Source organism: Fulvivirga sediminis, assembly GCF_016757215.1.
Lineage (GTDB): Bacteria > Bacteroidota > Bacteroidia > Cytophagales > Cyclobacteriaceae > Fulvivirga > Fulvivirga sediminis.
In genome coordinates this window covers 40,959-62,276 of the sequence record NZ_JAESIY010000001.1, presented here as the reverse complement: position 1 = coordinate 62,276, position 21,318 = coordinate 40,959, and the positions used below count along the sequence as shown (strand labels likewise).

Sequence of the window (21,318 nt, the reverse complement as noted above, 5' to 3'; positions counted from 1 at the left end):
GCTGCACTTATCCAATAGGTGGTGCCATAGTTTTAAAAGTTAAATTAAATAGTGTACTTTTCTATCCAAATTAAAATTGTCTATTGCTATCACTAACATTTAGATCATGAATAAGAAAGTTCTTGTACTTACAGGGGGAGGAGACTGTCCAGGATTAAATGCTGTAATTCGTTCAATTGCTAAACGCGCAAAAAAAGAAGGAAACTGGGAAGTATGGGGTAGCATTGGCGCTTTTAATGGAATTCTCAAAGAACCTCAAGAACTAGTAAAACTAACTAGCAAAAAAGTAGCAGGTATACATGTAAAAGGAGGCACAATATTAAAGACTACCAGCAAAGGTGACCCTTTAAAATTCCCTATAGAAAAAGAAGATGGCAGTTGGGAAATTATAGATCGTTCTGAAGAGCTCATCAAGAAAATTGAAGAAATGGGTTTTGAAGCCGTAATTAGTATAGGTGGGGATGGATCGCAAAGAATTTCTCAAAAGCTATATGAAAAAGGTTTAAATGTTGTGGGTGTACCTAAAACTATAGACAATGACCTATCGGCTACAGATCTTACTTTCGGTTTTAGTACTGCTGTACAAGTAGCTAGTGATAGTTTTGACAAATTAGTTACTACTGCAGAGAGTCATCACAGAGTAATGATTATGGAAGTGATGGGAAGAGATGCCGGATGGATAGCTTTACATACTGCACTCGCCGGTGGAGCAGAAGTATGCCTCATTCCTGAAATTCCTTATGATATTGAGAAGGTGGTAAAAAGGCTTAACAAGCGATATGATAAAGGAAAGGGCTTTGCCAATATAGTAGTAGCTGAAGGAGCGAAACCTATTTCCGGAGAAGTTACAGAAAGACTCAGCGGAGAGATAGGTTATGAAAATACCAGATTAGGCGGCATTGCCTATCAGTTATCTGCACAACTCAAAAAAGCAGGACTTAAAGCAGACATACGAGAAACAGTATTAGGCCATACCCAACGTGGCGGCACTCCTGTAGCCTTCGATAGAATATTAGCTACACTCTTTGGGGTAAAAGCTTTCGAAATGGTGCTTAACCTTGAATATGGAAGAATGGCCGCTTACATAGACAATGAAATAACCTCAGTTCCCTTATTAGATGCTATTGTAGAATATAACTATATTAAGAAAGAATCTTTCTTGGTACAGGCAGCTAAGGGTATAGGTATATCTTTTGGTGATTAAGTGGCTTAAACTATAAATTCTCTTGAGGTATATTTCTTTCACTTTAATACTATTATGCTTTGGTTCTAGCAGCAGCGTTCTGGCTCAGGAAACCTTAGAAATACAGGGGCTAAATAAAAAAACAAATCTAAATTCTTATTTCGATTATATAGTAAATCAGGACAATGATCTTAATATAGATGATGTTGTTGATTTAGACTCTACAGCCTGGTCCCAAATGGGAAAAAATGGCTTGAGGAAAGGAATTGGAAATCAGACCATCTGGTTAAAGCTTCAAGTAGTAGGATTGGTGTATGACCCTGTACACCTAGCTATTGAATTTTATGACCAATCTATTCAGCGTATAGAGCTTTTTGAAATCCGCGCATCAGGTAGAACTACCCACTCACTTACAGGATCCTGCGTAAATCCAAAAGAAAAGAGTATTCAAAGCAATCAGAACAGTTTTATGATAGTGGTAGACCCACTACAGTCCACTGATTATTATTTCAAAATTACTTCTCCCAACACTATTACTATATCAGCTTCTATAGAAGATGATGCACAAGCTCTATCTAAAAACACAAATGAAAGAACATTTTTAGGGCTATTTTATGGCGCACTTATTATTCTCATGCTATACAACATTTTACTGTTTATTAGCACCAAGTTTAATGTTTTTCTATACTATGCCCTCTATATTTTTTCCGTATCATTATCCACTACCTCTAATGACGGCTTTAACTCGCTTTTTCTTTTTGCCATTGTAGATTTGTGTAGTGGATATTTAAATGTAATAACCACATGTACTACCTTAATATTGGGTCTGTTCTTTATGACCGACTTTCTCAATATTGGTTCTTGGTCCAGTAAGATAAGTAATTTCACCAAGTGGTTAATCGGCGCTATTGCTGTGATTACTCTTATTTGCATGTTTACTTATTTGCCGGCGGCATTCGTAGCTACTGCAATATTGTCAATCATAGTTTTTCCTTTCATGCTTATTATTGGCTGGTTAGCCATTAAGCTAAATATACCCCAGGCCGGATATTTCTTCACAGCTAGCCTTATTTTTGCTGTATTCGTTTTCATACTTAACTTCTATAATCTACAGATTTTTGATTTCGGCTTTATACCTAAATATGCCATCCACATAGGATTCATCAGTAGTACTATAATCTTATCTTACGGTCTAGGAGTAAGAATTTACAATATTTACCAGTCACTGATAAGGGAAGAAAAGAACAAGCAGCTCATGGTAGAGCAAAAGAATAAAGAGCTGGAAGAAAAAGTAAAGGAGCGTACTGCTGACATTCTGAGAAAAGAGTTGAACCTACGTTCCATTCTCGATAATTCTGATAATTCGATCTGGCTTATAGATAGAAACTACAGACTCATAGATTACAATACCGTTTTTGCCCAGTCTTGGGCCATTTCATATGGCAACTACCTGAGCAGGGGCAGTAACTTATTAGATTTATATCCATCAGATTCCAGGTTAAAAAAAGTATGGAAAAACAGATTTGATGATATTCTCTCCGGCCAAAGGGCTGTTTATAGAGACATTGTTAATGATGATACTGAAACGGAAGGGCAAAACTATTTTGAAATTTATGCCTACCCCATAGAAGAAAGAGGCAAGGTTTCAGGAGCCTCATTTTTCTTAAAAGATATTACAGAACGTGTAAACGCAGAAGAACAGCTTTTGGCACAAAACGATATGCTAAAAAAGGTAAACAAAGAACTCGATAGTTTTGTGTACAGTGCGTCCCATGACTTAAAAGCCCCTTTAGCTTCAGTAATGGGCTTAATTAATCTGGTAAAACATGAAAAGGAGGTAGAAAACCGACAAGTGTATTATGAAATGATGTCTAACTCCATTTCAAGACTCAATCAATCAATTAAAGATATAATAGATTTCAGCAGAAATGCGAGACTTGAAATAGATTATGAATTGGTCAATATCACAGAGATGCTTTGTAATATTTTTGATGACCTCCAATATATTGCAGGAGCAGATCAGATTATCCGGTGTGAAGATATAGATCGGGCCCTAATGATTAAAACAGACCCCAGTAGGCTACGGGTCATTCTTAGAAATCTGGTAAGTAATGCCATTCATTATGGATGTTTAGAAAATGATGACAAACGCCTTGAAATAAAGGTTCACAAAAATGATTCTAATAGGGTGGAAATATCTATACGTGATTTTGGTCCTGGAATTCCAGAAACCTATCACCATAGAATTTTTGACATGTTTTATCGTGCCAATGAAAACTCCTCAGGAACTGGTCTTGGCCTATACATTGTTAAAGAAACCGTAGATAAATTAAACGGAACCATAACTATGTCTTCAGAAGAAGGTAAAGGATCAATCTTTACAGTAGAAATTCCGTATATCTAGAAGAGCATTAAGTCTTAATTTTTAAATAGAACATTAAACCTAATACTAAAAGATATGAATGAGGAAGAAAATAATCTGGAGCAGGCTACTTTAGGAGCGGGTTGTTTCTGGTGTGTTGAAGCTGTTTTTCAAAATTTAAAAGGAGTAAAAAAAGTAGTATCTGGTTATACAGGTGGCAAGGTCAAAAATCCAACTTACCGTGAAGTATGCAGTGGACTTACAGGTCATGCAGAGGTGGCCCAAATTACGTTTGACCCTGCAGATATTAGTTTTAAAGATATTTTGGAGGTATTTTGGAAAACACATGATCCTACTACGCTCAATAAACAAGGGGCTGATGTAGGTACACAATATAGGTCAGCCATTTTCTATCATAATGATGAACAGAAGGAAATAGCTGAAGCCTATAAACAAAAACTAGATGATGCAGAGGCTTTTCCTGATCCTATAGTTACAGAAATATCTCCACTAGGTGTTTTCTTTGAGGCCGAAGATTATCACCAGAATTATTTTAATGAAAATCCCGGTCAGCCGTATTGTCAGTTTGTAGTAAAACCAAAAGTAGATAAAGTAAAGGCTGTATTTAGCGAGAAACTAAAAGCATAGAAAATATAAAGGGCCTAAATAGGCCCTTTCTTTATTCCAACACATCTTCTATTTCAGACATTTTTTTGTCGCTAAAGCTACCGGATGTAGCATAAACTATTTTACCTTGTTTGTCTAATACAAAAAAGTAAGGAACATCCTTTTTGTCAAAAGCCAATGATTCTTTGTAAGGTTTAAGTTTACCTTTATAGAATAAAATATTGGGCAACAGTTTAGGATCAATGTTTTTAGTTGCCTTATTTTTAGCTGTACCTGTAGCAGCAGCATTAATACCTGTGAACATAGGTATAAAATAAACATTTACATCGTAGCCAAAAGAAGAAAAAAGACCGCCTCCCTCTCTTAAAAACTTATTGTATACAGGACTGAACCAAGTATTAAGATCTTTTTCTGATTTTTTTGAATAGGCCATTCCTACCAGAGTATATTTTCCCATGGTACCTTTGGGCAAAATCACTACTGAGTCAGATACGGTCTCCGCCTCAAGTTCAGGAAATTTCTTACCTACCACCTGAGCGCTTGCTACTGTTTTTATAAAAGCCAAAAATAAAACTGCTAGTAATACTCTTTTAAAATTCATGCAAATACATTTTATGTGATATATCTAAATTATGAAAAAACAGTGCCACTTTATAAGAACTTATTTTAAATCTTGAAGGACCTACTTCTATCGGTAATAAAAATAAACAATATTTATTAACTTAAATTTGTGTTTTAAGAGCTTCTAATCGATTATAATCAACTGATAATAAATTTTTTAAATAAACTTGCTTTTTAGTAAGTAGGCTACATATAAAACTTCTTAGGAGGCACTATAAATAGACCAAACCTAGCAAAAGGTGCATTTTGAGGATTCAGTTCTATAAGGGCATCTCTTCGTCTATCTCCCGGTTCTGCGAGATAATTCCTAAGGTTAAAAGTATATCCCATATCAAAGCCCACCCATAACCAATCATGAATTTCGTGCTCCAGACTAACACCAGTATACAAATCAGATTTTCGAAGGGTTAGCACGTCGGTAGATACTTCCGCATTTCTTATAGCATACCTCCAGCCCTTTACTTCTGCGGAAGCAGTAATATAGAATTTGCTATCGACTTTATATCTAAGTGCCACCGTTTTAGGTAGATATAGATCTAATGTCCAAGATCTGTTGATCTTATGTTCGTAGCTAAGAAAGGGATATATCTGTGGTGCTGATAGGGTATAGGCCAAGGCTAAACCACCACCAATTTTGGTTGTTTTATTTAAAGTGACCTCATATGAACCCATAAGATAGTACTTAGCACTTTTAGTCGTCCATTTTATACGATCACTCTTGAGCTCAGCTCCTGCAATAATGGTTACATTTTTATTTTCTTCTAAATCACGACGCAACAAAAATCTGCCTCCTAGACTCGTAAATTTTTGCCTTTCTATATGATTATACAAACCATAGTCTTGTCCTCCATTGTCATAATCGAGTAGAAAGTCATGCCTATCATATTTTAGCTGAACACCAAACATGGTTTTCTCTTTCATAATTATAGGCGCACCAAGTCTGATTTTCATTTGAGTATCACGCTCTATCTCCGTTTCAGCTTCGCCCATATTGTCGGAAGTAGAACTTATTTTATAATCATAAAGATTATTAAAAGTAATCTCAGCTATACGTGGCCTGTATGGAATGATATCAGACTCAAGCTCCACATTGTCTTCTCCTAAATCTTGCCCAAATAGTATAACAGTTTTTATAACCATCAGGCACATTAGCCAAAAATGTCGAATCATATTTGCATCTTAGAAAGTCATGATTAAACCATTCACAGATAATGAAAGTTCATAACGCTCATAATTTATTTTACCCTGAAACGAAGGGCTGTTTGCAGGCCTAACATATTAATATTTCTTTCCTCATTTCCCAAGGTAGAAATACCATGCTGATAAAACAACGATACTAACAAATGAGATTTGTTTTTCAATATTTTTTCTACGCCCAGAGCAGCATCTACTGTTCCTAAGAACATGGCTTGTTTTTCATAAAATTTAGATGCCTCTATTTCTACTCTAAAATCATCTTCTCCACCTTTATCATAACTATAAGCATAGATATATTTAAATTTCTGATTGAGGTAAAGCATCGGAGATATTCCTGATGACACAAACAAATATCGATTTTCTGATAGCGGTAAATTATATTTCAAATGGATAGGAAAAGCTAGAATATTAGACTGGGTCTTAATTCTAGTTAATTCACCTATATCTTGATCCACTGCAGGATAATTGAATAAATCATTTCCAAGACTTCCAATATCATTCACTACATAGCTATTATGCACATATCTGGCACCGGTTTCCAATCTTATAGCCGGACTAAAAATAAATTCGGCATCTATTCCGGCCATAGCCCCTACATTACCCGATCCTTTATCTACACCCAACTTATGTACACCAATCTGAGGACCATACTGAAATCCTACTCCCTTCATTCTATGCTTCTCCAGTTCGCGCATCTTAGCTATAGATGTTTTGTGCCTATTATTTCTATCCATATTCACCTCAGTGCTTCCAGGATCTACCATAGCTATACGTGAAGAGTGAAAACCCTGATAAACAGGCAAATAGGCTCCTTTTCTACTTACGCTGCTAGGATTTATTTCATTACTATAATTCAAATATATATTACCATGAGCGTCAGCACTAGCTAAAGAATATCTCGTTAAAAAAGATTTCAATTCGTCGGAAATCTCTGAGTCTGTTCCCAGTAATATCTTATTTTGATTTCTGCCCATAGAACCTTGGGACATAGCATAAACCGGCACGTGCTTTATTATCTCCTTTTCTATATAAACCGTATCGCTGGTAAGAACAGCTGTAGATTGGGCCTGATTTTGCCAATAACTAAGTTCGGTTTTCAATTTTTCATTTTCATCTATATTTTGCCTTAAGGATGCCAAAGCTTCTCTCAGCTCATCATTGTCCTGATTATGATAAAAAGAGTAGAGCCCAAAATTCAATAAAGAAATGAGTACCACAGATGCAGCTACTCTCATAAAGTCTTTATATCTCACGTACCACGGAACATAATGTACTCCATCCATCCTGGCACGAAATGCTGCCAATGCACCTTCGTCTTGATGAGTGTCTTTATAAGACTCTACCTTGTTACGTATATATTCGTCAAATTTGTTATCATCCATGATGCTTGCGAATGTTTCTGATTTTCTTAATAGCAGCCTGCAACTTAGTGCGAGCTACAGAAAGGTTAGATTTTGAGGTTCCTGCACTAATTCCAAGCTTTTGTGCTATTTCATCATGCTTAAAGCCCTCAATGGCGTACAGGTTAAATACTATTCTATATGATGGCGGCAATTCCTGAATAAGAGCTATTATCTCCTTCTCACTAATCTCGGCTAGTATATCATAATCTTCATATTCAAATCTGGCGTAAGAAATGTCGACACTGTGATAATGCTTTTCATTTCTCCTATAATAATCTATGGCACTGTTGATTACAATTTTTCTTAACCAGCCTTTAAAAGAAAGACCAACTGAGTATTTATTTAAATTTGTAAAAACCTTCACAAAGGAGTCGTTAACTATCTCAAGAGCTTCTTCCCGATCACGCGAATACCTCAAACCAATGCTCATCGCATAGTTATAAAAGGCCAGGTACAATCTGTCTTGAGATTGTCTATGACCTTTCCTGCATTGTTTAAGAAGCTGATGAAATTCCTTATTCTCTTCCACGGTTGTTACTCTACACGCACCAAATTAAAATTTGGTTGGTAACAAAAATTAAATAATATCAATTTCTTTAAAATAATTTTCTGCTCAACCAACCGTTTACAAGAAGGTTGCGTGTTGATAACAGATAAAGGAACAGTGCATGAGATCCATAATTAAAAAATCTGAAGATTATGTGTGTAAATTATTAGCTAATACACCTAATGATTTATGCTTCCATAATATTCATCATACTAAAATGGTAGTAAAAGCTACTAAAGAAGTATGTGACAAACTCGAGGTTGGTGATGACATTCAAGAAATAGTTACTATTGCGGCCTGGTTTCATGATACAGGATACCTCAAAGACTATTCTAATCATGAAGAGGAAAGTAAAATTATAGCACAAGATTTTTTAAGTAAGAAGCAGTATGACCCAGGGAAGCTGGAAGAAGTACTCAATTGCATCAATGCAACCAAATTTGGCCATAAACCTCTCAGCTTATCTGAAAAAATCATTTGTGACGCGGATGTGTATCATTTAACGTGTAAAAAATATTTTGAGTGGTTAGAAAAACTAAGAGTGGAATGGGAGAAAAGGCTTAATACCTATTTATCAGACAAACAGTGGTATAATGATAATCTGGAATTCCTTAAAAAACATTCATTCTGCACTGATTACGGCAAGAACGTACTTGAAAAAAGAAAGCAGAAAAACATTAACAAGAACGTTGAAAAGATGGAAGTTCAATTTATAAAATAGTCTTATCCAATAATTTCAAGATTAAGCCAACAGCAAATGGATTGCCCAGTCAGTTTTAATCCCACTAAGGGCCAATTCTTAGATTAATGACTTGATTTGCAAAAGCCAAAATATAGCAACAGCTTATTTCTAACCTACAAAGTAATTACAGCTATACTGCAGATGCTATAGCAGCCACCCCTACAGAAGTGGTTCCTGCTGCTGTGAGTGCTTCTATGCAAGCCTCAAGGGTAGCTCCAGTAGTAATCACATCATCAACAAGAAGCACTCTTAAACCATCTAATGATAGATCCTCATTATGAGTAAAAATAGTATCTACATTTTTTAACCTGTCTAGTCGTGATTTTTTGGTTTGAGTAGAAGTATATATATTTCTTATCAAAGCATCTTCGAACTGAGGTAACTCCATTGACTCTGATAAACCCTGACCGAACATAGCGCTTTGGTTATATCCACGACGGCGCAGTTTCCTCTTATGTAACGGAACAGGTACTATTACATCATAATGTCTGTCAAATTCTGCTTTCATTAATTCCTTACCATATTCAGCACCAATTAAAGTTCCTAACTCTGGTTTATTATCATATTTCAATCGGTGCAGCAATCTTTGAACTTTTCCACTTTTATTAAACTTATATCTGGCAACAGCATGTAACAGTTTCGCCCTTCCGTAAAATTTGGAAGCTATGAAATTATCATGATTTAAATGAGAATCCGTTTTTGGCAGACTATATTCACATTTCAAACAAAGCAATTTCTCTCCTTTTGCTAGCCCCCGATTGCAGGCCAGGCAGTAGTTAGGAAAGAACAATGATATGAAATCATTAAGCATTGTATGAGAATGGATATATTTGCAAGAATATTTTACTAAATAATTTAATGAATAAAGTCGAAGAATTTAACAGTTACCGCAGTAAGATGAATGAAAAAATTCTTGGTGCAGATAACAAAGTACTGAAAAGGATATTTAACCTCGATACCAATGCCTATACTGAAGGTGCTTTAGATGTAAAAACTAAAGAGCTGATGGGTATGGTAGCATCTATGGTACTTAGATGCGATGATTGTATTAAATATCATGTTCAAAAGTGTTTTGAACTAGGCATAACTAAAGAACAAATATTTGAAGCTTTTGCTATAGCCAATTTAGTAGGAGGAACCATAGTAATACCTCACCTCAGAAGAGCGGTAGAATTTTGGGAAGAATTGGAAGGTGAGACAGCATGATAAAAAAGGACCTTGAGTTAGAAAGATCCTGGCAAAAGCTACGCCTTCACTTAAGAGAGGTGGTTGGCAAAAAACCTAAAGATTTGAACAGTATACTTTTTCTTATAGGTGTGCAAGAGTTAGGTAAAGGGAAGAAGGTCTTTAGTAAAGAAGAAAAGCAAGACTTAATGCACATAGCCATTTGCAAGGTATTGAGCTTTTCCGGATTTTATGAGTTGGAAGGGCTCGATGAAGATGGATGGCCTCACTGGAAGAAGGTGAAAAATTTGCCGCACTTTGATCTTCTCGAACAAGAGAAAATGCTAAAGATGCATGTACTAGAATACTTTGAAAAAGAGTTAAATGTAGTTGTGTCCTAATTGCGGATTTTGGTGAGAATAGTATATCCATGTATATTTAAAAGATGTGACTTAAATGAGATCGAACTATGGCCTGTTCTTATACGTATAATATATTTCCAAAGTCCGATTTAAGTATACTGGATTATATATGACATTAAAAATTATCTGGTGAATATGAATAAAATTGAGCAAAATATTTACAGCAAAATACAACAGTATCGAAAAAAGTACTTTTTGAACCTCGCTGTAAAAGGTTTGCTCATTTCTTTGGGCTTAACTTTCTCTATATTTCTGATATTCAACAGTTTAGAGTATTCCTTTCGTTTCGGATCCCTAGCCAGAGCCTTTTTGCTATTTACTTTTATAGCCTCTGCTCTATGGGCTATGGGCAAATATGTGATAATTCCTTTAATCTCAATGCTCAAAAATGAAAAAGCGATGAGCAATGAAGAAGCGGCGAAAAAAATTGGACAGCATTTTCCAGAGATAAATGATAAACTACTGAATATCATACAGTTAGAGAAATTTAAAGGGGAACTAGTTCAAGCCAGTATATCACAAAAATCATATTTAATTGAATCTTATCAATTCGAAAAAGCCGTTGATTTTAAGACGAACCGCTCGTACGTTAAATATTTGCTAGTACCCTTGGTATTGCTACTCTCTGCGCTAATTATAAGCCCTTCATTTATCACTTCCAGCTCCTCTAGAATCATAAAATTTAACAAAGAGTTTGTTCCGGAGGCACCATTTTCTTTTCAACTAGAAAATGAAGAATTGATCGGATTCAAAAATGAAGATTTTTCTATTAAGTTAAATTTGAAAGGAGAAGCTATTCCAGAAAATGCTTACATTGTCATTAATGATCGCATCATCAAGATGTTATATGAAAAAGGAAGCTATACCTACACCTTCAACAAAATTCAGAACGAAAAAGCCTTCTCTTTTGAGGCGGCAGGTTATAACTCATCAACTTATCATCTAACCGTAGTAGACAGACCCAATATTAAAAATTTCAATGTATATCTAAACTACCCTTCATATTTAGGCAAGAAAAACGAAAGACTAAGCAATACAGGCAATTTGCAAATACCTGAAGGCACCAAAGTAAAATGGCAATTAAAAACTATTCAATCAGAAGAAGCTACCATAGGATTTGACAAATCTGACAGCTTATATCAACTCAAAAATGTTGATAATCAGGTTTTTGAATTTGAAAAGGCATTCTTCCAATCTTCAATTTACAGTCTGAATCTAAAGAATCAATACAGTAACAATAAAGAGAAAATTCTTTATAAAATAGATGTAGCAAAAGACCAGTATCCCGAAATTGACTTAAGCACATATCAGGATACTACTATGTACAACTACATTGCACTAGGTGGTAACATATCGGACGATTATGGTTTAACTCAACTTAAACTATTTTACACTATAAATAAGGAGGGTAATAATACTCAAGGTAAAACAGAATCTATTGACATTAGTATTTCCAAAAATCAGAATAATCAGCGTTACTACTATCAATGGTTTCTTGACTCGCTGGATATTTCTCAGGGCAGCAGTATAAGTTACTATCTTAAGGTTTGGGATAATGACGGAGTAAATGGCAGAAAAGCTTCTAAAACAGGAACCTATTCTTTTAAACTACCTACAAAATCTGAGATAAAAGATCAGGTTGATCAAACCAATGCCAAAACTAAAAAGGATATTGATAAGACTATAAAAGAGGCCCAAGAACTAAAAGAGCAAATCAAAGAGGCTGAAAATAGGCTTAAAGGCAAGCAAGAGCTCAACTGGCAGGAAGAGAATCTACTTAAAGATATTATAAAGAAGAAAGAAGAACTCAACAAATCTTTAGAAGAGCTTAAGAAGCAAAACAAAAACAATCAGGATAAACGCAACCGCTTTTCTGAGGAAAATAAGAATATAAGTGAAAAGTCTAAGCAATTACAAAAGCTTATGGACGAACTTCTTGATGATGAAACTAAAAAACTGTACGAAGAACTGAAAAAGCTTCTAGAAGAAAAAGATGTTGATGATATACAAAATACCTTAAATCAGATAGATAATAAAGAAGATAATCTTGAGAAGGAACTCGAAAGAACTTTGGAGTTATTCAAAAGAATGCAGTTTGACCAAAAACTTGATGACGCCATCAATCAACTGGATGATCAGATTAAAAAACAAGAAGAGCTCAATGAGAAAACAGAAGAAAAATCATCTGATAAAGAGGACTTAGCTAAGGAGCAAGAACAACTTCAGAAAGAGTTTGAGGAATTTCAGAAGGAGAAGGCAGAACTTGAAGAGATGAATCAAGAGCTAAAAAATCCTGAGTCATTACCTGATACTAAGGAAGAGGAAGAACAAGTGAAGCAAGAACAAGAAAATGCTAAAGAGTCTCTTGAAAAGAATAAGAAGAAAAAGGCTAGTGAATCTCAGCAGAATGCTAAGCAGCAAATGCAAAAGATGAAAGATAAAATGATGCAGATGCAGAGTGGTATGGAAATGAGCATGATGCAAGAGAATCTGGATGATCTAAGAGATATAGTACATAATCTTCTTAAGCTATCTTTTGATCAGGAGGATCTTATGAAAGAGTTTAAAAATGTCCAGCAAAGCGATCCCAGATTCGTAGATCTTGGACAAACTGAATTAAAGCTTAGAGATGATGCTAAAATTGTAGAAGACAGTTTACTCTCTCTCGCAAGCCGTGTGTTTCAGATAGCAACCTTTGTTACTCGTGAAGTAGGAGAGATGAATGACCATATGGATAATAGTGTAAAGGCTATTAAAGATCGTAAGAAACCTATAGCAGTATCAGAGCAGCAGTTTGCCATGACTTCTATGAATAACTTGGCACTACTATTAGACGATGTATTAGAACAGATGATGAATGCCATGCAAGACGCACAGGGACAAGGGCAGTCTAAACAAAAAGGCAAACCAAAGACACCATCACTAAGTGAGTTACAAAAAGAGCTGAATAACAAGATCAGTGAACTAAAGAAGAGTGGAAAGAGTGGGAGAGCACTCTCTGAGGAACTTGCTAAGCTCGCAGCAGAGCAACAACGCATCAGACAGCAAATGCAGGAGATGCAAGAGAAGTATGGAGAATCAGGATCCAAACCGGGTGATGGATTACCTGAAAAAATGGAAGAAACAGAAACTGATTTGGTAAACAAACAGATAACACAAGAAACCATTAATCGTCAAAAAGAGATTTTAACTCGCATGTTAGAGGCAGAAGATGCCATGAGAGAAAGAGAGCAGGACGAGGAAAGAAAAGCAGAGTCAGCTAAGGACTATGAAAAGGCTTTACCCAAAGCTTTCGAAGAGTACTTCAAGCTAAAAGAGAAAGAAGTAGAACTGCTCAAGACAGTTCCTCCAAAGCTCTATCCATATTATAAAGAAGAAGTAAACGAGTATTTTAAAAGACTAGGTAGTAAACCTAATAACTAATTCAAATGAACACCATTAAAATTCAGATCCCTTCCTTATCAGAGAATATCCGAATGATCGAGAGCTTCATTGACAATGCAAAGGAGAAGTTCAAACTGGATGATGACATCTATGGCAACATTATGATTGCCGTAACAGAAGCTGTCAACAATGCTATAAAACATGGCAACCAGCAAGACAAGTCGAAGAATGTAGCCCTAAGTCTGTCACTACAAGATAGTCTCATCAGATTCACTATAGAAGATGAAGGGCCTGGGTTTGATTATCATAATCTTCCAGACCCTACTTCACCAGAGAATCTGGAGAAGCCTGGTGGCAGAGGGATATTCCTCATGAAACATTTATCTGATGAAGTAACATTCAAAGATGACGGCAAAGTGGTAGAACTTAATTTCTATATAGATTAATGGAAATACATTTTTTTCAAGAAGATACAGAATTTGAGCTCATCAATCCAAAGCCAACTCAAACATGGATCAATAAGATCATAGAGCAAGAGGGGTATAAGCTTCAAGAATTAAACTTTATCTTTTGCTCTGATGACTATCTACACAACATGAACCTTGAGTACCTGGATCATGATACGTTCACAGATATCATCACCTTTGATAATTCGGAAGACGATAAGATGATTGAAGGAGATATATTCATAAGCATAGACAGGATTAAAGACAATGCTAATTCTATGAATATAGATTTTGAAAATGAATTACATCGTGTAATAATACATGGAGTACTTCATCTTCTAGGGTATGGAGATAAAACTGAAAGCGAGAAATCATTAATGCGCTTAAAGGAAAACGAAAGCTTAACATTATTATAAGTGTTCCACGTGGAACTTTAATACACAAAATCAATAGTAGAAACTACTGTTCCACGTGGAACACTTAATTCAAATCACAACCAATTAAAACGCTGTTCCACGTGGAACACTAAAATAGATATTATATATGTTTCCAGAATATGATGTAATAGTAGTAGGGGCAGGGCATGCTGGATGCGAAGCAGCACATGCTGCAGCTAAGATGGGTTCGCGAGTGCTTCTGGCGACCATGAATATGAACACTATAGCTCAAATGAGTTGTAACCCAGCCATGGGTGGCGTAGCAAAAGGACAAATAGTAAGGGAGATAGACGCACTAGGAGGAATGTCTGGGATAATATCAGACAAGAGCATGATCCAATTTAGGATGCTCAATAAATCTAAAGGACCTGCTATGTGGAGTCCCCGTACTCAGAACGACAGAATGCGCTTTGCTGAAGAATGGAGATTAGCCTTAGAAGCTACGCCAAACATAGACTTCTGGCAAGAAATGATTACAGGCGTAATGGTAAAAGGTAATAAGATAACAGGTGTAACTACTAGTTTAGGCCTTGAAATAAAAGCTAAGGCTGTTGTGCTTACCAATGGAACGTTCCTAAATGGTTTAATACATATCGGAGAAAAACAGTTTGGCGGGGGAAGAACAGGAGAAAGGGCAGCGAAAGGTATCACTGAACAACTAGTCAATCTAGGCTTTGAAGCAGGACGTATGAAGACAGGTACTCCGCCTAGAATAGATGGTCGCAGTCTAGATTATACAAAAATGGAAGAGCAAAAAGGGGATGAGCTTCCAGAAAAATTCTCCTATTCAAGTCATACATCACCCTTGCAAAATCAAAGAAGTTGTTTCATAACATATACTAATAATAATGTTCATGAAGAACTTCAATCTGGATTTGATAAATCACCCATGTTCAATGGAAGAATACAAGGAGTAGGGCCAAGGTACTGTCCTTCTATCGAAGATAAGATCAACAGATTTGCAGAGAGAGAAAGACATCAAATATTCGTAGAGCCAGAAGGATGGGATACAGTAGAAATATACGTGAATGGTTTCTCCACCTCCCTTCCAGAAGATGTTCAATACAAGGCTTTAAGATTAATACCTGGTTTCGAAAATGCTAAAATGTTTAGACCAGGTTATGCTATTGAATACGATTTCTTTCCGCCAACACAGCTACAGCTTACTCTAGAAACAAAACTCATAGAGAATCTATATTTTGCTGGACAGATAAACGGAACTACAGGATATGAAGAAGCTGCTTGTCAAGGACTAATTGCAGGTATAAATGCACATAATAAAATACATGAAAAGGATTCCTTTATTCTTAAAAGATCTGAAGCATATATAGGTGTTCTCATTGATGACCTTATAAATAAAGGTACCAAGGAACCGTACAGAATGTTTACTTCCAGAGCGGAATTCAGAATACTCCTAAGACAAGACAATGCAGACTTACGCCTCACAGAGAAAGGACACAGCATTGGTCTCGCTGATAACGAACGTCTAGAATCAATGCTAGATAAAAAGAATGACGTATCTAGAATAATAAATGATCTACAGCAAAAAAGAATTGAACCAGAATACGCCAATGAAGGATTAACCCAATTCAATTCAGCTGCATTGAAACAAAGAGTTCCCGTGATAGGTCTATTAAAACGTCCCGAATTAAATATATTTCAGCTACAAGAATTAGATGCCGACCTCAAAGAATATTTATCTAAATACGATAAGAACATTCTAGAACAAGCTGAAATACAAATTAAATACGATAGCTACATCGATAAAGAAAGACAGTTAGCAGAAAAGATGGAGCAGTTAGAAAATAAAAAAATAAGATCCAATTTTGACTATGATGAAGTAAAAGCACTTTCATCCGAAGCAAGAGAAAAACTAAAACAGATTCAACCTTCAACCATAGGACAGGCCTCAAGAATAAGCGGCGTATCTCCTGCAGATATATCTATCCTCATGGTATATTTAAGTAAATAAAACCATGCTAGAAACACTTAATCACTGTCCAATATGCAGTGAGAGTAACTATAAATTATTCCTAACATGCCAGGATTATACAGTCAGTCAGGATTTGTTTAACATAGTAGAATGTACGAACTGTAATTTTCTGTATACTAACCCCAGACCTTTCCCAAAGGATCTGGGGAAATACTATAAGTCTGATGATTATATATCTCATAGTAATAAGTCTAATAATCTAACCAACTTCACATATAGAATAGCTCGTAATTATACCTTAAAAGGTAAGCTATCATTAGTCAATAGATTACAAGATCGCAAAACAAAACTATTAGACTTAGGATGCGGCACAGGCCACTTTCTCAAAATCTGTAGTGACGATGGATGGAAATGCACAGGTGTAGAACCGGACCCAGACGCAAGAAAACAAGCTACCGAACAAGGCTTAAAAGTATTCTCTAACATCGAAGGTGTTTCCCTTGAACAATACAATGTCATTTCCATGTGGCATGTACTTGAACATGTACCCAATTTGAATGACTATTTATCTTTCATAAAAACAAGACTAGCCTCTAATGGCCATCTTATAGTAGCAGTACCCAACCATCAATCTCATGATGCAAAAAACTATCAAGACAAGTGGGCTGCCTATGATGTACCCCGGCATCTGTATCATTTCGATCAGAATAGTATGGCAAAACTCATGCATAAGCATTCATTACAAATCAAGGAAGTTAAACCAATGAAACTTGATTCCTATTACGTGTCACTACTCAGTGAATCATATAAGGGTTCAGGCATTGCTAAATTTCCTAAAGCATTTCTAGAAGGAATAAAGTCTAACAGATATGCCAATAACAACCATAACAATTATTCAAGCTTAATATATATAATAGAACATCTTAATGAAGGCAATTAATCTTTTCATCTTAACCCTTATTACACTATGTGTTTGGTCTTGTGCTAACCAAACATCTCCTACAGGTGGGCCTAAAGATGAAGAACCACCACAACTTATATCATCCGATCCTGAACAAGGTGAACTCAACTTTAAAGGAGACAAAATTATCCTTGAATTCAATGAGTTCATTAAAACCGATAACCCCAAAGAGCAGATAATAATTACTCCAAGATTAGATCAAGAGTATACTTTCAAATACAGAAAAAATCGAGTAATTATAGAATTTGATGAACCGCTCAAAGACAGTACTACCTATTCATTGAACTTTAGAGAAGGAATAAAAGACATCACAGAAGGTAATCCTACAGACAATTTAGTACTAGCATTCAGTACTGGTAGCTATCTTGATTCATTAACTGTATCAGGAAACATAAGCGATCTCATGACTAACAAGCCTGCCAAAGACATTACGGTATCTTTATATGATTCTCAAGATACATTGGATGTATTCAATGGGCCTCCAATATATCTTACCAAAACGGATGAAGAAGGTAATTATCAATTCAATAACATCAAGAATGGATTGTATAAAATATATGCTATTAATGACAAGAACAAAAACTTGATGTTAGATAGTAAAACCGAAGCACATGGATTCAGATCTGCACTTATACCTTTAGACACCAGCCTAACGGAAATAAATATGCCCATACAATCAATGGATGTAAGACCATTCGAATTACAGAGTGCAAGGCAATCAGGCACTACCTTCAACATCAAATACAATAAATATATAGATGAGTATACAATAGTAAGAGCTGACAGTACAGGAAGCATTTTTAGTAACATAAGTGCTAGTGACCCGAATACAATAGAATTGTATAACAACTTCAGCCAAGATAGCCTAGAGGTTATTGTAACAGCTACAGATACTACAGACTCTACCATAATAAATAATGTATACGCCAAATTTGAAGAAACTAATAGAAGACCTTCTGAATTCAAAGCAGAGAATCAGTTAGAACCTATTCTATCCATTAATCCGAAATTTAAGAGCACCTTCAACTTTACTAAACCCATAGCTCAGGTAAACAATGATAGCATATTTATATTCTTAGATTCTGCACACATAGTTTTCTTACAAGAAGAAAACTTCACGTGGAACAAGCATAGAACAGAACTAGAAATCAATTACAGTATAGATCCTGAGCTATTCCAAGTTGAAGACACCAAGAATGTTACAGCTTCGGATTTATATTCTAAACAATCGGGCACGATGCAATCTGATTCTAGCAAGAAAGAGAAGCAACCAGATCCAAGGCCATTCTTTAGATCAGCGCAGGGCACCTTCATATCAATCGAGAACGACAGTAGTAGTAATGTGCAAGCCAACCTATCATTTAACAAACCAGATCAACTAGCTACAGTAATAGTCAAAATAGAAACTGAAGCCACTAGTTTTATTGTTCAGCTATTAGACACACAGAACAAAGTGCTACAAGAACGTGCAAATGAAAAAAACTTTGAGTTTAAATATGTAAAACCAGGTGACCACAAAATACGTGTGCTGGTAGATTCAAACAAAAATGGTATTTGGGAAGCTGGGAATATTACCAAGGATGACGAACCAGAACCAGTAATATTTTATAAATCGTCAGAAGATAAAGAGGAATTTCCATTGAGAGCCAACTGGGTATACGGCCCATGTGAGGTATCATTTTAATGTGGATAAGTGTAGATAACTTATGTGGACAGATGAGAACATATTGTGGGCAAATGACAATTCACACCAAATTTCAATTTTCGGTGTGGATGACGGAGAACAACTCACATTTATACCTTTAGAAATCCACAATCAACACAAAGATTTTATTTTATCCACAAATAGACATTTATCCTGTGGACATTTTATAAATAACTGTTTTTCAGTAAATTATCCTTAAACCTGCTGTGGATAAACTATGGACAAGTTAAGATTTCATAAACAAATCTTTTATGCAAATTAAATATTTAGAACTTATCCACGTATCCACATGCTAATAGATAATAATAATTTTAATTAAATATATATTATATAATATATAGGGTGTGTGTAATGTGAATAACATGAGTGAGCTAAAAATTTTGATCCTTCTTACATTTCTGTCTTTATCTGTTTTTGTGCAAGCACAAAAATTTGATGAAGTACAGCTAGCCAATGAATATTTCACTAAAGGTGAAAAAGAAAAAGCATTAACGATGTACGAAGATCTCTCGCGGCAGATGGTTAATATTCCACTTATCCACAATAATTATTTCCATCTCTTGCTGGAGATGGAAAAATATGATGACGCCCAAAAATATCTGCGCGGACTCACTAAGCGCTTTCCTAATAATATATATTATAAGCTAGATGAAGGGCTTGTTTATAAAAGCCAGGGAAATGAAGAAAAGGCCGATAAACATTTCCGCCAAATCATTAATGATATAAAAAATGATAATTATCTGGTGCAAAGTGTTTCTAACTATTTTGTGAATAAACAATTCACTTCTTTGGCCGCAGAAACTTTGCAGCAAGCTAGAAAATCTATGCACAATGAAAATCTCTATGCTTTAGAGTTAGCTAATGTTTATCGATTAGCTAATGAAAAGGATAAAATGGTAGAAGAGTATTTAAAATATGTAACTCAAAATCCTGCTAACTTAAGTTACGTAAAAAATACACTTCAGAATTTGCTATCAGATCCAGAAGAACTAGAGAGTCTCGAAAATATTCTTTACAAAAAAATACAAGATGAACCTGATAGTCAGATTTATGGTGAGCTGCTAATCTGGGTTAACCTTCAGCAGAAAAATTTCTATGGAGCCTTCATACAAGCTCGGGCTATAGACAAAAGAATGAAGGCTGAAGGAAGCAGAAGTATGAACATTGGAAATATTGCGCTTGATAATAATGATTATGAAACAGCTATTAAGATCTTTTCATACATCATCAAAACGTATCCCAATACTTATAACTACTTACTGGCTCGTATGTATTTGATTAAGGCCTATGAAAAGAAAGTTAAAAACACATACCCTGTAGATAAAGAAGAAATTAAAATCCTGATAAAAGATTATGACATCTTCGTAAGAGAGATGGGCATCAACAGGAATACCCTCGAAGCTCTTAGGAATAAGGCTCTGCTCCATGCTTTTTACTTAAATCAAAAAGATTCGGCCATCAGTATTTTAAAATCAGTTATTGAGAATCCGAAGGCTACTTCTGAATTAAGATCACAGTCTAAGTTAGATTTGGGAGATATATATATTCTAACTGGTGAATATTGGGAATCTACTTTGCTATACTCACAAGTGGAAAAGTCAAATAAGAACGAGCCATTGGGTTACGAAGCCAAATTAAAAAATGCTAAACTATCTTACTACAAAGGAAATTTTCAGTTAGCCCAGGAGCACCTAGATATTTTGAAGCAAGCTACTACTCGGGAGATAGCCAATGATGCCATGGCGCTTAGCATATTGATAAAAGATAACGTTGGTTTAGATACCACAGAAACTGCTATGAAAAAATATGCAGCCATAGAATTGATGCTTTATCAAAATCAGATAGATAGTGCTTTGCTAGCAATAAAGCAATTAAGAAAGGAATTTAACCGGCATAGTTTGTCTGATGAATTACTATGGTTAGAAGCTGATATTTACAAGAAAATGGGTGATTTCGAAGAATCAATTCGTTTGCTTAAAAAGATTTTTAATGAATATGATTATGATATCCTGAGTGATGATGCTTATTTTACTATTGGTGATATCTACGAAAGACAGTTGAATGATAAGGAAAAGGCAATGGAAGTATATCGCGATTTTCTCACACGCTATCCAGGTAGCGTATATGTAGCTGAAGCAAGAAAGCGATATAGACAGCTACGGGGAGATTTTAATATGTAAAAGT

18 protein-coding genes are annotated in these 21,318 nt (G+C 35.4%); 13 read left to right on the top strand and 5 right to left on the bottom strand.

The annotated features are described in order from the left end of the window. The first annotated feature begins 106 nt into the window (after positions 1–106). From JL102_RS00295 to msrA, 3 genes are read left to right on the top strand one after another with little or no spacing between them, the layout of a single operon-like run. Entirely contained in the window at positions 107–1,204 is a 1,098-nt protein-coding gene (locus tag JL102_RS00295; RefSeq protein ID WP_202241431.1) for a 6-phosphofructokinase, read from the top strand. Positions 1,205–1,226: 22 nt separating this feature from the next. After that, the gene (locus JL102_RS00290; protein ID WP_202241430.1) at positions 1,227–3,587 is read left to right on the top strand and encodes a sensor histidine kinase; all 2,361 of its coding nucleotides are present in this window, start codon (positions 1,227–1,229) and stop codon (positions 3,585–3,587) included. A gap of 54 nt (positions 3,588–3,641) precedes the next feature. Then, entirely contained in the window at positions 3,642–4,193 is a 552-nt protein-coding gene (gene msrA / locus JL102_RS00285; RefSeq protein ID WP_202241428.1) for a peptide-methionine (S)-S-oxide reductase MsrA, read from the top strand. Between the two features lie 31 nt (positions 4,194–4,224). Here the strand turns inward: msrA and JL102_RS00280 are convergent, their stop codons facing one another. From JL102_RS00280 to JL102_RS00265, 4 genes are all read right to left on the bottom strand, one after another. Next, the gene (locus tag JL102_RS00280; RefSeq protein ID WP_202241426.1) at positions 4,225–4,773 is read right to left on the bottom strand and encodes a hypothetical protein; all 549 of its coding nucleotides are present in this window, start codon (positions 4,771–4,773) and stop codon (positions 4,225–4,227) included. 206 nt (positions 4,774–4,979) lie between these two features. Beyond that, the gene (locus JL102_RS00275) at positions 4,980–5,963 is read right to left on the bottom strand and encodes a DUF6268 family outer membrane beta-barrel protein (RefSeq protein ID WP_202241424.1); all 984 of its coding nucleotides are present in this window, start codon (positions 5,961–5,963) and stop codon (positions 4,980–4,982) included. 65 nt (positions 5,964–6,028) lie between these two features. Further along, on the bottom strand, positions 6,029–7,372 hold the full coding sequence (locus JL102_RS00270) for an outer membrane beta-barrel protein (protein ID WP_202241422.1): 1,344 nt from the start codon (positions 7,370–7,372) through the stop codon (positions 6,029–6,031). Next, complete coding sequence (locus tag JL102_RS00265; protein WP_202241421.1) at positions 7,365–7,922, bottom strand: RNA polymerase sigma factor; 558 nt, start codon at positions 7,920–7,922, stop codon at positions 7,365–7,367. The genes JL102_RS00270 and JL102_RS00265 overlap by 8 nt, the downstream gene beginning before the upstream one ends. A 139-nt stretch (positions 7,923–8,061) precedes the next feature. Here JL102_RS00265 and JL102_RS00260 point away from each other — a divergent pair, with 139 nt between their 5' ends. Further along, a complete protein-coding gene (locus JL102_RS00260; protein WP_202241420.1) occupies positions 8,062–8,661 on the top strand; it encodes an HD domain-containing protein in 600 nt (199 codons plus the stop codon). Positions 8,662–8,812: 151 nt separating this feature from the next. Here the strand turns inward: JL102_RS00260 and JL102_RS00255 are convergent, their stop codons facing one another. Further along, positions 8,813–9,493 carry a ComF family protein gene (locus JL102_RS00255; RefSeq protein ID WP_202241419.1) on the bottom strand — a complete coding sequence of 227 codons (681 nt, stop codon included), beginning with the start codon at positions 9,491–9,493 and terminating at the stop codon, positions 8,813–8,815. Between the two features lie 47 nt (positions 9,494–9,540). Here JL102_RS00255 and JL102_RS00250 point away from each other — a divergent pair, with 47 nt between their 5' ends. From JL102_RS00250 to JL102_RS00210, 9 genes are all read left to right on the top strand, one after another. Then, positions 9,541–9,888 (top strand): carboxymuconolactone decarboxylase family protein, encoded by a 348-nt coding sequence (locus JL102_RS00250; protein ID WP_202241418.1) that lies wholly within the window; start codon positions 9,541–9,543, stop codon positions 9,886–9,888. Beyond that, on the top strand, positions 9,885–10,247 hold the full coding sequence (locus tag JL102_RS00245) for a hypothetical protein (protein ID WP_202241417.1): 363 nt from the start codon (positions 9,885–9,887) through the stop codon (positions 10,245–10,247). The genes JL102_RS00250 and JL102_RS00245 overlap by 4 nt, the downstream gene beginning before the upstream one ends. A 156-nt stretch (positions 10,248–10,403) precedes the next feature. Further along, the gene (locus JL102_RS00240; RefSeq protein WP_237390266.1) at positions 10,404–13,691 is read left to right on the top strand and encodes a DUF4175 family protein; all 3,288 of its coding nucleotides are present in this window, start codon (positions 10,404–10,406) and stop codon (positions 13,689–13,691) included. 5 nt (positions 13,692–13,696) lie between these two features. Next, entirely contained in the window at positions 13,697–14,098 is a 402-nt protein-coding gene (locus JL102_RS00235; protein WP_202241416.1) for an ATP-binding protein, read from the top strand. Further along, complete coding sequence (gene ybeY / locus JL102_RS00230; protein WP_202241415.1) at positions 14,098–14,514, top strand: rRNA maturation RNase YbeY; 417 nt, start codon at positions 14,098–14,100, stop codon at positions 14,512–14,514. Before JL102_RS00235 ends, ybeY begins: the two co-directional genes overlap by 1 nt. A 127-nt stretch (positions 14,515–14,641) precedes the next feature. Next, the gene (gene mnmG, locus JL102_RS00225; RefSeq protein WP_202241410.1) at positions 14,642–16,507 is read left to right on the top strand and encodes a tRNA uridine-5-carboxymethylaminomethyl(34) synthesis enzyme MnmG; all 1,866 of its coding nucleotides are present in this window, start codon (positions 14,642–14,644) and stop codon (positions 16,505–16,507) included. Positions 16,508–16,511: 4 nt separating this feature from the next. Continuing rightward, entirely contained in the window at positions 16,512–17,408 is an 897-nt protein-coding gene (locus tag JL102_RS00220; protein WP_202241409.1) for a class I SAM-dependent methyltransferase, read from the top strand. Continuing rightward, entirely contained in the window at positions 17,395–19,113 is a 1,719-nt protein-coding gene (locus JL102_RS00215) for an Ig-like domain-containing domain (protein WP_202241408.1), read from the top strand. Before JL102_RS00220 ends, JL102_RS00215 begins: the two co-directional genes overlap by 14 nt. 383 nt (positions 19,114–19,496) lie before the next feature. Continuing rightward, complete coding sequence (locus tag JL102_RS00210) at positions 19,497–21,314, top strand: tetratricopeptide repeat protein (protein WP_202241407.1); 1,818 nt, start codon at positions 19,497–19,499, stop codon at positions 21,312–21,314. Positions 21,315–21,318 lie beyond the last annotated feature (4 nt).